This window comes from Pseudomonas sp. GL_093 (assembly GCF_057837605.1).
The window spans coordinates 3,804,402-3,817,865 of the sequence record NZ_CM174448.1; the positions used below are offsets into that span (position 1 = coordinate 3,804,402).

Sequence of the window (13,464 nt, forward strand, 5' to 3'; positions counted from 1 at the left end):
ACAGTATGACTACATTCAAAAACAGTCATATCGACCCTACAAAACGTCATTACGACTACATCAAGGTTGTTTCACGTAAGCCGCGCTGTACTTCTGATATTCACCAAAACCGGTCACTTCAGCGGCGCCATTGAGCAACTGCAGGCGAAACAGCGGATCGCCCTCCGGGTCCAGTGCGATGACAAGGTTGCCGGCGAGCAGCGGATATTGATGATGCACTTCGACGGGCGGCTCCTTGAGCTGAAAGACGCTGAGGTTGATGTCCGCCATCTCCGGGCCGCTGTCGATCGCCGGCACTACTTTGAGGGTCAACTCGCCGACACGCTGATCCTGGACATTGCTCACGAGGTAGCGCCCTTCTCGCTGACTGTCAGCAACCCGCTCAAGCTTTGGCGCGGCGACTTTGAACGCGGTCGGCCTCACATTGATGCTTAATTGACGGGAACCGTTGATCCACGTGCCGGTCTGGCTGCCCTGTTCGTTCGGCGTGCCTTCGACGAACCAGTTGCCAATCATCTGACCGTCGTCGTCCAGTTCACGCAGAACGATTCCGCCATCTTCGTAGGTATTGCCCACCAGCCGGATCGGTTTGCCGCTGCCGGTCTTGCTGTAGCGAACTTCGCCAACATAGACATCACCCTGACGTTGCCACCACAGCTCAACGGGGATCTTGTCATCGAGGGTGCCACGCAACATGACGGGCGCTTCACCAACAGGCCCCTCGAGACGACGACGCTCCGTCCACTGGCCGGATTTCAGTTCACGATCGGTCACGTCCACATAGCCAGAAGGCATGAACGGGTTGGCTTCCGACGGTTTTTGCACCACCTCTGTTTTCTCGGCCACCTTCACAGGACGGTTGCCCTGTATTTGCCAGGTCGCGCCCTGGCGCCAACAGCAACCGCTTTTGGACTGGGTGTGCAGGCGCTTGGTGACCGGGTCGATCTCGAACATGCCCAGATTTTCGTCACGGGTCAGAGCGGAAAAGGACGTGCTCAACACGAGCGTCGAACTCTCGGGATCGAACAGGTAGATGTCGTAGGAAGGACCGCCATAGCCCGCATCATTGCCGTTGCGTACGGCAAGATCTTGTTGCCCGTCGAAATTGAAATCGCCGAACAACAGCAGACTTTGATCGGCATACGCCAGGTTGCGGTCGAACTCCGAAGCTTTGCGGCCTGGTTTGAACAGGGCGAACGCTTCGGCTGACTCGATGCGCTGCAGCACCTGCCCGCCGGCCCTTTCGCGCAACGTAATCAGCGCAGGAGCGCCGTCGAAAGTCTGGGTGGGCGGCTGTGTAAACAGCACGTCGATGACGTACTTCTTCGCGGGGTCCGTGAGGTGATACGTCACCGGCCCGGCGCTTACAGCAGCGGCAGCCAGCAGACAGGAAACAGCCAACAAACGAGGGGCGACCATGATGCAGAGCGTCCTTGCGGCAAATCAGGTCGGCAAGTCTAGCGGCTATCGGGTCATGCCGACATCGTTGATTCCATCGAAAGGAAACTCTTTCAACTTGTCGATCTACGGTACGGCCAGACGACCCGAGGCTGACTACGCTGAAAGTCCAGCCTGAGTCATTCGTAGAGGAGCTACACCATGCACCGCGTTCAAAAACTCACGCCCTGCCTGTGGTTCGACAATCAGGCCGAGGAGGCCGCGAAGTTCTATTGTGCGATCTTCGATCATTCGAAAATCAGCGCCACCACCCACTACGGCAAGGCCGGTCAGGAGATCCACGGCAGGCCCGATGGCTCGGTGATGACGGTCAGTTTCGAACTGGACGGGCAGAGTTTTACCGGCCTCAACGGCGGTCCCATTTTCAAGTTCAATGAAGCGGTTTCATTTCAGGTCAATTGCCATACTCAGGAAGAAGTCGACCACTTCTGGGGGCGCCTGTCCGCGGGAGGACCCGTTGAGGCCCAGCAATGCGGCTGGCTCAAGGATAAATTCGGCGTGTCCTGGCAGATCGTGCCGGTGGCCCTGATGGACATGATGAAAGACCCTGACACGGCGAAATCCCAACGCGCCATGACGGCGATGTTGCAGATGAAAAAACTCGACATCGCGGCGCTGCAACGAGCCTTTGCCGGTGAGAGCTAATACACTTCGACGCTGACCTGTCGAGGACGCTGACAATGAAGCACACCGTTGCCAAAGACGCTGACAAAGCCCCGCGCTTCTGGCGCGACGACGCCCTGCCCTTCATCGAAGCCCGCTCCATCGCCGACGGCCGCGAGGTCTGCTACACCCGGCATTCCCACGAGCACTTTTCCATCGGTGCGATCACGGCCGGGCGCAGTACCTACCTCCACGAGCAATCGGAGTTTCAGGTCAGTGCCGGCACCGTGGTGCTGATGAATCCCGGTGATGTCCACGCCTGCAACCCCATCGATGACCAACCGTGGTCGTACCTGATGCTGTACGTCGAGACACCTTGGCTGACCGATTTGCAGCATCAGCTCGGCTTCAGCCAGGACTTGGCGTTTCGCCGGTTTTCCATCACCCACACTCACGACAGCGAGCTGTTTGCCGGCCTGAAAGGTTTGTACGACGTGCTGGTCGATGCGCAGCAAGACGTGCTGCGCAAGCAAAGCGCGGCCGTGGAGTTTTTCACCAACGTACAGCAGCGGCTCAATCCGATCGACCAACCGCTGCGCGAGCCCAATTTCAAACTGGAGCGGGCGGCCGATTACATTCGCGACAACTGCACGCAAATGCTCAAGCTCGAAGACATTTGCGAGGCGGCCCAGCTATCGCCGTCCTACCTGATCCGCGCGTTCAAGCAGCATTACGGCATGACGCCCCACGCCTTTCTGGTCAACCGACGCATCCAGTTCGCCCGCGATCAGTTGCGCAGCGGCAAGCTGATCGCCGATGTGGCACTCGAAGCCGGGTTTGCCGATCAGGCGCATTTTCAGCGTGCGTTCAAACAACATCTGGCGGCGACACCGGGGCAGTATCGCGGCTAAAAGCAATAACGCAGCCTTATACAATCAGCAACACACACTCTTAGTTAACGTTCCCCCTAACAACAGCAGCACATCAGCGCTATCGCGCATTGCACGGCAGTACTTCAATATAAAAAACAACATGCCGACATACAGCGCAGATGACAAAACCCTATATACACCACTAACCTGCAAACCCGAATACGGTTTGAGGCAACGACTGCTGGAATACACTTCAACAAACATTAAAATCCACAGTAACAATATCCGAAGAAGGAACTTCAGCAATGCACAACTTTGACAACAGTGCAGTCATGTCCAGCAATGAACGTCAAAAGCAGGCGATCACCAAAGCACTGCAAGACTTTCTCCGTAATGATTATGTTCAAGAGACCCTTCAAGGGTCCTGGGATCTCCTGGCCACCAAGAGCGTGACGGGTTCCAGCTTTGATCTGGTTCACCGTCCGGGGAGCATTTGCCTTAGGAGACTGGTCCGGCATCCAGAGTTTCTGAAAATGCAGCGCAACCGCGCCCTACCCGACCACGCGGCTTATCAAGTCGATAAAAGTGGCCGTTTCTATCATGTTTGGGAAAACCTGAATTCCACCGTACATCCGGATAGCGCTCCCCTCATCACGACTAGCAACTTCTTCTCGCGCACGGACATCACCGCTCACGTGGCCGGTATTCCGGCACTTGAAGAAGACCTGAAACTGCTGGCAAACATGGCCACAGTGACTGGCGGATTCATCAGTTCAAGCGAGTGGATTTCGGTAGGCCAATGGCTCGACTTCCAGGGTTTGCCATTACCCTCCAACGAACAGGATGCCAAAGAGCTGATTGATCTGCTCAACTTCGCGACACTACCCGAGGGCCCTCGGTTTGGTAACTATTGGCAACTTCTGGATACCCCCGAAGACTCGCCCTTCAAACTCACCGAGAACAATCGCGCCATCATTCGTCAGGTGACCAAGGGTTTAACCGGCGGCGAGACCACCCTGGTGGCAGTTTTTGGCGATCATCTGCTGTTAGAAAGCACCTCGGCAGATCAACTACCCACCAGTCTTGATTATCGCTTACAAAGACTGATCGAAAATGCCGTTTGGGTCTCGGAACAAGGACAAGCGTATATCGATGCCCTGGGCTGGTTCACCGACGAGACCAAGCCAAAACCATCACAAGAGTTTGTCGAGCAATTGCTGATCGCCGCCATGCTGCTCGACCTCGATCCCGCCGTCGACAGCGCCAATACACTGTTTGCCGATTTCGACCTCTACTCAGCCGATGACTTCATGCGTCATCCGTCCAGTGTGCTCAGGGGGCTGGAAAAGCATCTGGTCGACAGTCTCAAGCTTGATCAAATGTTCGCACCGCTCGTTGCGCAGCTGGTGCTTGGCGGTATGGCGCCGCAATACCTGTTTACTGGCTGGCCGTCCGAACTGTGCCTCGGAACGCCAGCCTGGGTGGTAGGCGCTCAAGCCGTACATTTTGCCGAAGCACTTATCCCGGGGGTTTCGCGCAAAATGACCTATCAACACCTGCTCGGCCTGAGCAAGTCATCCCAGACAACCCCGCAACTGGCTTCGTTGCATGCCACCCATTCGGTGGATCCGATGGTCACCTGGGCATTGATGAACCAAATCATTGCCCGGGACGCCGATGGCAACCTGAGCCAGAAAGCGATAACCCTGGCCGCTGAGGAATACGAAAAGTACCTCGACAAAATACTGAACGCCGCCACAGCTCTCGGTAAAGCACTGCCCCACCGCAAACCACTCGCGCTCAAAGAGCTGAAGTCCTGGGCAAAAGGCTGCGACCCTGACGAACTGTTGGTTAAAATCCGCGGTACCGGTGGCGGCGCCGGGCGTAAGGTATCGGTTCTCGATCTTTATATGGGCGATGAACTTCATAGCCAGGATTGGGATCGCGCCAGAGGAACCAGTATCTACCAATCATTCCCCGGCTTGGCCAGGTTATATCCCGCCAGCCACCTGTATGAAGGGGCCATCAACCGGCACCACAGCGCTATAACAGAAGCACTGGCCAGCAACATTGAAGTGATTCTTTCGCAATTGCCCCTCAATGAAGCCGCCTTCATTGAATACGGCGCTGTAGGTATTTACTGCATTGAGGAATACACAACGACCCGCTTTCCAACTTTGCCGACACCGGGGGGGATAGTCCGCCCCTTGACTGCCTTACCAGGAGAAACCGGCCGTTATGGTGTGATCCTCTGTACGCATATGGATTCGCAGGTTCGTTGCTATGAGCTGTTTCCGTTACGACTGGAATGCCGATTCAACCCGAAACTTGAGTCCGTGTTCCGTCCACTCGTGACGCAGGAGGGAAATGGCCGCAAGGTAGAATTTGTCGACCGTGAAAAGTTCGATAACGTCCCTCTTGACGTACAGGCTTACTTACAAAACCAGCCACCACGCAGTAATGCCCAATCCAGGATGTTCATCCGAAAGATCGGAGAGTTCCAGGCATCACTGGACACTGCAGCTCCCACCTCTGCAAACCCGTTCTTCCGCTCGACGCGCAAAGAACAACTCAGCAGACTTGTTGCTGAAAAAAACCCTTATTTCACCTTCGAAGAGTTGAAGCGGATTGGTCTCGACCAAACCGAACGGGAACGGGCAATCGCGAAGGACGATGCTATTTTCAATACCATTATCAATTTGATCATTCCGTTCAAGGAGTGCGTCGAAGAGATGTCCACGGGCGATCCCGACCGGCAGAGAAACGCTCTGCTGGGGTGCGTCATGGATGCAGCGGCGCTTGTATTTGCTTTTGCCGTCGTGCCCGGGAAAATTGCCGTCACTAGCACCAAAGCCACGACCGTGGTAACGAAACTGCTTTCTGCGTCGCGGATCGGTGCCGGTGCCGTGGTCGGGCTATTCAACCCCTTGGACGGCATCCCGCAATTGCTCAAGGGCGGTGCGAAGCTGATTGGCAAAGGCGCATTAAAAGTCGGCCATTACGCCGCCTCCGGCGCGCATATCGCCCGTAACCAGTTACGGCATCTGACCGGGGCCAATTCCTATGATCTGATCAAGGCCATCAACCACACCGGAGTGGCATCGGAGGTCCGCATGAGCCTGGACACCGTGGCCCACGCACGGGCGTTATTTAAAATCGACGGTATCGAAACGGCCGGGGAGGTGCTGAAAAACCTGCACGCCAATGACGCGAAGCTGCTCAAGCCAGTGCCTGAACAAGAACTTCAGCACCTGTTGGAAAATGCGTTGGCCGATATCGCGCGCACGTCTGACACCACGCCATCGCTGACGAAAACTCTGGGTTCTGACGTAGTCGACTCGCTGATTCGCCAGCAAGCGCAAAAGTATTCTCTGGCCAACCTTCACCAATTCAAGGACCCCACAGTGTTGCCAGAGCTCTTCAACGACACGCTGAAGGTGGAATACAAAAACCTGATGGCCATGAATCAGCACCAAACCACTTTGCTCGCCTCGGACCTCGGCAGGCCGCCTTACAGCGGCATTCTCGATGATCTGTCATTCAACCCGAACCGGTTGACCGACAATACTGATCGAGCCACCGCCTGGATTCTCAAAGCGTCTAATTCTCGTAACGAGGCAGACACCATCACGTCGCTGCTTCACGAATACAGCCGAAACAGCAAGTCCCTGACCGACCCTGCGGTGTACAAAGAACTGCATCGACGCCTGGTGCCCGAGGCGACAGACGCCTTGCGCAGCCCTACCGCTCAGGCCCGCTACCCTTCCAACGTTTCGGGCGCGGCGATGCTGGAGAAGCACTTGGCGACCCTGGACCCGGCCCATGAATACTTCGGCAAACAGTTGCTCGGCTCATTCCTGGGTTACCACAGCTTTATCGACGGAAATGGCCGTACCGCACGTGCGATCTATGCAATTACGGAACTGCGAGCCAATCGATTCAACGCCCTGCCGGTCTCGGTAGAAAACGCGCTGAGCGGTCTGGCCTGACGCAGGAAATCTAGGACCGGATCAGATATCCCGCACACACCACCAACAGCAACGCCATGCTCCGGTTGAACAACCGCATGCCCCTGGCGTTGCTCAAATACCCGCGCAGAAACGTCCCGGCATAGGCCCAGCAGGCCACCGACAAATAACACACCACCAGATAGATCGCCGCGAACTGCCAGACCAGCCGCGCATCGCCGTCTGCGACAAACGCCCCCATCCCTGCGACACAGGCCAGCCAGGCCTTGGGGTTGAGCCACTGCATCAATGCGCCATAGAACATCGAGGGCGCCTTGTCCTCTTTGCCCGCCCCGAGCTGGCCATTATCCGCTGCCAGTTTCCAGGCCATGAACAGCAGAAACGCGACCCCGGCCAACTGCACACCACGCGTCAAAAACGGCCAGATCACCAACAGTTCATGCAGACCCAAGCCCATCAATACCAGCAGCAACACAAACCCCAGCGTTGCACCCAAGACATGGCGCAACGTCGCCCGAAAGCCGTACCGGGCGCCGGAACTCAACGCCACGATGTTCACCGGCCCTGGGGTTATCGAGGCCACCAGTGCAAACGCCGCCATCGAGATAATCAGACTCATCACAGACCTTCTTCAATTCAGTTGAACGAGGCCTCAAGGTAAAGAGCGACCTGATGGCTGTATTGAACAAAACACCCCTCAGCTGTACCGCGGCCGACGTCCGCCACTGTATGGGTCAAGCCACCCCGCGCCTGTGATAAAAATACCGTTCCTGCTTTTGGAGCCCTGTCATGGACCTCGCCACCCTCACCCTGTTTCTGCCGGCCTGCTTTGCCTTGAACATGGCGCCCGGGCCGAACAACCTGCTGTCGGTCAGCAACTCGACCCGCTACGGCTATCGCATCGCCTGTGTCGCCGGGATCGGTCGGCTGCTCGCGTTCGCCGGCATGATCGCCCTCGCGTCGGCGGGGCTGGCGGTGGTGCTGCAAACGTCGGAGTTGTTGTTCTACGCGATCAAGATTCTGGGGGCGGCGTATCTGCTCTACCTCGCCTGGCAATTGTGGCGCGCGGATCCCGGGGCGGAAAACGTGGTGGCGGGCGCGCCGGTGGGGACGCTGGCGTTGGCGCGGCGAGAGTTCCTGGTGGCGGCCGGCAATCCGAAAGCGATCCTGATCTTCACCGCGTTCCTGCCGCAGTTCGTCGACTCGACCCAAGCCGTATCGCCGCAATTCGCCGTGTTGGGCGCGCTGTTCCTGGTGCTGGAATGGATCGCCATCGGCGCCTACGCCTACATGGGCCTGCACATGCGCCGCTGGTTCGCCGAACCCCGGGGCAAGCGGATATTCAATCGTTGCTGCGCAGGATTGTTGTCGGCAGCGGCTTCGGTGTTGCTGATGGCGCGCCGCGCCTGAACAGCTGAGGTCCAATGTGGGAGCGAGCTTGCTCGCGATGGCGGTTTAGCATTAGATAATGATGTTGACTGACAGACCGCTATCGCGAGCAAGCTCGCTCCCACAGTAGATGGTTGTTGAACACGAATTTGTGTACTACTTGGCCACGCGCCCAACTCACCATAGGCCCTCAATGAACCTGAACATCGTCTACGCCCTTGGTGCTGCCGCTCTTTTTGGCGCGAGTACGCCATTGGCCAAGTTGCTGGGCCTGAACCTTTCGCCGATCCTTTTGGCCGGGTTGTTGTACCTCGGCAGCGGTCTGGGACTGACGCTGGTCAGACTGTTGCGCGACCGAGGCTGGCAGCCCAGCGGCCTGAAATCGTCGGAGTGGCCATGGCTGATCGGTGCCATCGCTTTTGGCGGCGTGCTCGGGCCGGTGGCGCTGATGTTCGGTTTGACCCTGACCTCCGGCGCCACGGCCTCGCTGATGCTCAACCTCGAATCGGTATTGACCGCCGTGCTGGCCTGGGTGGTATTCAAGGAAAACGCTGACCGGCGCATCGTCGCCGGAATGCTGGCAATCGTCGCCGGTGGCTTGCTGCTGGCCTGGCCCCAGAACCCGGCGCAATCACAGGGCTGGATCGGACCGTTGGCGGTAGCGCTGGCCTGCGTCTGCTGGGCGATCGATAACAACCTGACGCGCAAGGTGTCGGCCTCGGATGCGCTGTTTATTGCCGGCATCAAGGGGTTGGTCGCCGGGGCGGTGAACTGTTCTCTGGCGCTGTTGCTCGGCGCAACACTGCCGCACATGACGGTGTTGGGGCCTACGTTGATCGTTGGTTTCCTGGGGTATGGCATCAGCCTGGTGTTGTTCGTTCTGGCGCTTCGAGGCCTGGGCACTGCGCGTACCGGCGCCTACTTTTCCACGGCACCTTTCCTCGGCGCGGCGATTGCCATCTTGCTGCTGAATGAACCCGTCACGCTGACGTTCTGGGCCGCTTCGCTGTTGATGGGCCTTGGGGTATGGATTCACCTCAAGGAACGTCATGCCCATGAGCATCAACATGAGGCGCTCAAACATGCTCATCGCCACGTGCATGACGAGCATCATCAACATGAACATTCGTTCCAGTGGGACGGGACGGAACCCCACAGCCACGAGCATGAACACACACCGCTGCGCCACAGTCATCCACATTTTCCGGATATCCATCACCGACATAGGCACTAGGCAGTTCCTCATGACGAATGACTGGAATTCTCTGTCGATTTTCCGGTGGAGGCGTTGGGCGACGCGTCTTATGCTCACTTCATGAACCTACAAAACGCTGTGCTTCCGCCCCACGCCGAGATGGTTCGCGCCATGCTCGAACGAGACACCGCCTACGAGGGGGTGTTCTTTACCGCGGTCAAAACCACCGGCATCTTCTGTCGCCCCAGTTGCACGGCGCGCAAGCCGAAACCGGAGAACGTCGAGTTCTTCGCCCATGCCGATGAGTGCATGTCGGCCGGCTACCGCGCTTGCCTGCGCTGCAAACCACTGGACGCGGCGGCCATCGCGCCGGACTGGGTGCAGCGGCTGCTCAAATCGGTAGACGCCAATCCCGACCAGCGCTGGACCGATGCCCAGCTGTTGGCCGAAGGCATCGAACCGCTGAAACTGCGCCGCTGGTTCAAGCAGCATTTCGGCATGACTTTCCACGCCTGGCTGCGCACCCGACGCCTCGGCATGGCGTTGGGCGGGATCAAACAGGGCGATTCCATCGACAACGCCGCATTCGACTCGGGCTACGAATCCCTGAGCGGGTTTCGCGATGCGTTTCAAAAGTCCTTCAACATTACGCCCGGCCGCGCCGCCAACAGCGAGCCGCTGCTGTTCACTCGCCTGACCACACCGCTGGGGCCGATGATCGCCATGGCCGAACGACGCGGCCTGGTGCTGCTGGAGTTTCTTGATCGGCCAGCGCTGACCAGGGAAGTCGAAGAATTGCAGAATCGATACGGCTATGCGGTCGCGCCAGGACATAACGCGCATTTGCAGCAGATTGAAGCCGAGCTGGCGCAGTATTTCGCCGGCAAACTCACTGACTTCAACGTTCCACTACACTTGCCTGGCAGCGATTTCGCCCGACAGGTCTGGGCCGAACTGGCGAAGATCCCGTACGGCCAGACCAGCACCTACGGCGCCATCGCGGCGCTATTGGGCAAACCCGGCGCCAGTCGCGCCGTGGGCCTGGCCAACGGGCATAACCGTCTCTCGATTGTTGTGCCCTGTCACCGGGTAATCGGCGCCGACGGCTCGCTGACCGGCTATGGTGGAGGACAACCGCGCAAGGCGTTCTTGCTCAGGCTGGAAAAAGCCGCGGTGCAGATCACGCAACAACTCGCATTCTGATTACTTTCCGGCTCTCTCAATCAGTCATAAGGAAGGACATTCGATGGACAACCTATTTCACCAGTTGCACCACGACGGCTTGCTGATCCTCACCAACGTCGCCGATGCCGCCGGGGCGCGCATCGTGGAACAGCTGGGCTGTAAAGCCGTCGCCACCAGCAGCGCGGCAGTCGCCTGGGCTCACGGTTATCCGGATGGCAATGCCCTGCCCCTTGAGCGCCTGATTTCAACGGTCGAGTCCATCGCCCGGGTGATTTCGGTGCCGTTGACCGTGGATATAGAGGCCGGTTATTCCGATGACCTGACGCGGGTGGCCGACCTCATCGATGCGGTGATTGCCGCCGGGGCCGTCGGGATCAACATCGAGGACGGTGCGTCCCCGCCCGAACTGCTGGTGCGCAAGATCGAAATCGCTCGGCAGGTTGCCAGTCGCCGAAATGTACAGCTGTTCATCAACGCCCGCAGCGATGTGTACCTCAAGAGCCTGGTGCCCGCCGAAGATCGCGTGGCCGAGACGCTCAAGCGCGCCGCGTTGTATCAGGCCGCCGGTGCCGATGGTTTGTTCGCGGCTGGCGTCACGGCTGAGTACGAAATCGCTGCGCTGTGCCAGGGCACTCCGTTGCCGTTGAACGTCCTCGGGCTCCCCGGCTTGCCATCGCCTGAAGAGCTGCAAGCCCTCGGCGTACGCCGTTTGAGCGCGGGTTCACGCATCGCCGAGTTTCTGTATGGCGCCATGAGCGCACTGGCCAAGAGCTTTCTGGAAACAGGAACACTCGACAGCCGTGATCTGAAGGCCTTCACCTATGGCGAAGTGAACGCCCTGTTGGCGCCGTCCGGGAAAGCGTGACCCCATGCCCGACGCCTATCTGCCCGCCACCGAGTTTCTATCGTCCATCGATGAGGACTGGCGCCGCCACATCGCCGCCGTCGGCCCTTGCCTGCATCAGCCCCATGCGGCTCGCGATCCTTATGAGTCGCTGGTGCGGGCGATTGCCTACCAGCAACTGCATGCGAAGGCCGGGGATGCGATTGTCGGTCGGCTACTGGCGTTGTTTGGATCGGGCGCGTTCCCGAGGCCGGAACAGATTCTGGCGACAGGCTTTGATCAAATGCGCAGTTGCGGGTTTTCCGCTGGCAAGATCGCGACCATTCAGGGCATTGCCCAAGCGGCACTGGACGGTGTGGTGCCGGATTACGCCACGGCACTGGCCATGGAGGATGAAGCCCTGATCGAGCGATTGATTACCTTGCGTGGGGTTGGGCGCTGGACGGTTGAGATGTTGCTGATTTACAGCCTGGAACGGTCGGATATCTTGCCTGCCGATGATTTCGGTGTGCGTGAGGGGTATCGGCGGATGAAGGGGTTGGAGGTGCAGCCCAATCGCAAGCAGATGATTGAGATCGGGCTGGGGTGGAGTCCGTTTCGGACGGTGGCGGCGTGGTATTTGTGGCGTGTGCCGAAACCACCCCTCACCCCAACCCTCTCCCCAAGGGGTAGAGGGGGCTGACCGTAAAGATCTGACGAATTACTGCGACCTGAAAGTATTGTATTGAATCCATAATCGACTCGGTTTCACAGGTCGACGGATCACGTAGAACACCTCGGTCAGCTCCCTCGCCCCCTTGGGGAGAGGGTTGGGGTGAGGGGGCGATGTCATGCCAAACACCGCCCCCAAATCACAGCCCCGACTTCAACCGACTGAACGCCCGAATCAAAGCCCGGTTAAACGCCTTGCCATTGTCATTCTTGCTATACAACGAAGCCCTCACCTCGGCCGACGGATACGTCCCTGGATCATTGCGAATCGCCGGATCAATCAGCCCGTCCGCTGCCGTAATCGCATTGGCGTAGTGGATGGTGTCAGTAATCGGCGCGATCACCTCCGGCGTCATCAGATAATCCATCAACGCCAGTCCCGCCTGAGGATGAGGCGCATCCTTGGGAATGACCATCGCGTCGAACCAGATCAACGTGCCCTCCTTCGGAATCCGGTAACTCAGCTTGAACGGCTTGTTCGCAGCCTCGGCCTGTCCGGCGGCGATGGCCACGTTGCCGTTCCACGACATCGCGACGCAGGTGTTGCCATTGGCGAGGTCGCTGATGTTCAGGTCATTGTCGAAATAGCGAATGTAGGGCCGGATCTTCGCCAGTTGCTGTTCGGCCCGTTTCAGGTCATCGAGGTTCTGGCGGTTTATGTCCAGCCCCATGTACTTCATGACCGCGGCGAACACTTCGTTGGGATCGTTGAGCAAACTCACCCCACAATCGGCAAATTTCGACACCACCGCCGGGTCGAACAGCATCGCCCAACTGTCCCGTGGTGCGTCGGGCAGGCGCTGCTTGATCGCCTCTTCCTGATAGCCGACGCCAGTGGTGCCCCAGGCGTAGATCCCGGCGTACCGATTGCCCGGATCGAACACCGCCATGTGCTGGCGGAACTCGTCACCCACGCCGGCAAAATGCGGCAGCTGTTGCGGGTTCAGGGTTTGAATCGCACCGCTCTGGATCGCCCGGGACAGATGCTGGCCGGCGGTCAGCACCAGGTCATAGCCGCTGCGGCCGGTGAGCAGTTTGGTCTCGACGGTTTCCAGGGAGTCGAAGTGGTCAGCCACCACGTGGATGCCGGTTTTCTTCTCGAAATTGGTCAGGGTGTCCGGGGCCAGGTACTCGCCCCAGATGTACAGATTGACCACCGGCCTGGTGGTGTCGGCGGCCTGCACACACAGGGGTGCAAGCACCAGCAATAACGCTTGAGTCAGTTTGTGCAGGCCCATT

At 58.5% G+C, this 13,464-nt stretch carries 11 protein-coding genes; 8 read left to right on the plus strand and 3 right to left on the minus strand.

The window, feature by feature from the left end:
- Positions 1-60: 60 nt before the first annotated feature.
- Positions 61-1,419 carry an XAC2610-related protein gene (locus AC3IUE_RS17370; RefSeq protein WP_489263073.1) on the minus strand — a complete coding sequence of 453 codons (1,359 nt, stop codon included), beginning with the start codon at positions 1,417-1,419 and terminating at the stop codon, positions 61-63.
- A 180-nt stretch (positions 1,420-1,599) separates the two neighbouring features.
- Between AC3IUE_RS17370 and AC3IUE_RS17375 the strand changes: the two genes are divergently transcribed.
- The 3 genes from AC3IUE_RS17375 (at position 1,600) to AC3IUE_RS17385 (ending at position 6,922) form a co-directional block, all read left to right on the plus strand.
- The gene (locus AC3IUE_RS17375) at positions 1,600-2,103 is read left to right on the plus strand and encodes a VOC family protein (RefSeq protein WP_223430838.1); all 504 of its coding nucleotides are present in this window, start codon (positions 1,600-1,602) and stop codon (positions 2,101-2,103) included.
- Between the two features lie 35 nt (positions 2,104-2,138).
- Positions 2,139-2,972 (plus strand): AraC family ligand binding domain-containing protein, encoded by an 834-nt coding sequence (locus AC3IUE_RS17380; protein ID WP_489263074.1) that lies wholly within the window; start codon positions 2,139-2,141, stop codon positions 2,970-2,972.
- 266 nt (positions 2,973-3,238) lie between these two features.
- A complete protein-coding gene (locus AC3IUE_RS17385; protein WP_489263075.1) occupies positions 3,239-6,922 on the plus strand; it encodes a hypothetical protein in 3,684 nt (1,227 codons plus the stop codon).
- 10 nt (positions 6,923-6,932) lie between these two features.
- Here the strand turns inward: AC3IUE_RS17385 and AC3IUE_RS17390 are convergent, their stop codons facing one another.
- Positions 6,933-7,520, minus strand: coding sequence for a LysE family translocator (locus tag AC3IUE_RS17390; protein ID WP_489263077.1), 588 nt, complete (start codon positions 7,518-7,520; stop codon positions 6,933-6,935).
- Between the two features lie 170 nt (positions 7,521-7,690).
- On the opposite strand from AC3IUE_RS17390, the gene AC3IUE_RS17395 reads away from it, so the two are divergent.
- The 5 genes from AC3IUE_RS17395 (at position 7,691) to AC3IUE_RS17415 (ending at position 12,196) form a co-directional block, all read left to right on the plus strand.
- The gene (locus tag AC3IUE_RS17395; RefSeq protein WP_489263078.1) at positions 7,691-8,311 is read left to right on the plus strand and encodes a LysE family translocator; all 621 of its coding nucleotides are present in this window, start codon (positions 7,691-7,693) and stop codon (positions 8,309-8,311) included.
- A gap of 172 nt (positions 8,312-8,483) precedes the next feature.
- Positions 8,484-9,524 (plus strand): DMT family transporter, encoded by a 1,041-nt coding sequence (locus tag AC3IUE_RS17400; RefSeq protein WP_489263079.1) that lies wholly within the window; start codon positions 8,484-8,486, stop codon positions 9,522-9,524.
- A gap of 81 nt (positions 9,525-9,605) precedes the next feature.
- The gene (locus AC3IUE_RS17405) at positions 9,606-10,688 is read left to right on the plus strand and encodes a bifunctional transcriptional activator/DNA repair enzyme AdaA (RefSeq protein WP_489263080.1); all 1,083 of its coding nucleotides are present in this window, start codon (positions 9,606-9,608) and stop codon (positions 10,686-10,688) included.
- A 43-nt stretch (positions 10,689-10,731) separates the two neighbouring features.
- Positions 10,732-11,535 (plus strand): isocitrate lyase/PEP mutase family protein, encoded by an 804-nt coding sequence (locus tag AC3IUE_RS17410; RefSeq protein WP_489263081.1) that lies wholly within the window; start codon positions 10,732-10,734, stop codon positions 11,533-11,535.
- 4 nt (positions 11,536-11,539) lie between these two features.
- The gene (locus tag AC3IUE_RS17415; protein ID WP_489263082.1) at positions 11,540-12,196 is read left to right on the plus strand and encodes a DNA-3-methyladenine glycosylase family protein; all 657 of its coding nucleotides are present in this window, start codon (positions 11,540-11,542) and stop codon (positions 12,194-12,196) included.
- Positions 12,197-12,365: 169 nt separating this feature from the next.
- Here the strand turns inward: AC3IUE_RS17415 and AC3IUE_RS17420 are convergent, their stop codons facing one another.
- The gene (locus AC3IUE_RS17420) at positions 12,366-13,463 is read right to left on the minus strand and encodes an extracellular solute-binding protein (protein WP_489263083.1); all 1,098 of its coding nucleotides are present in this window, start codon (positions 13,461-13,463) and stop codon (positions 12,366-12,368) included.
- Position 13,464: the final 1 nt, after the last annotated feature.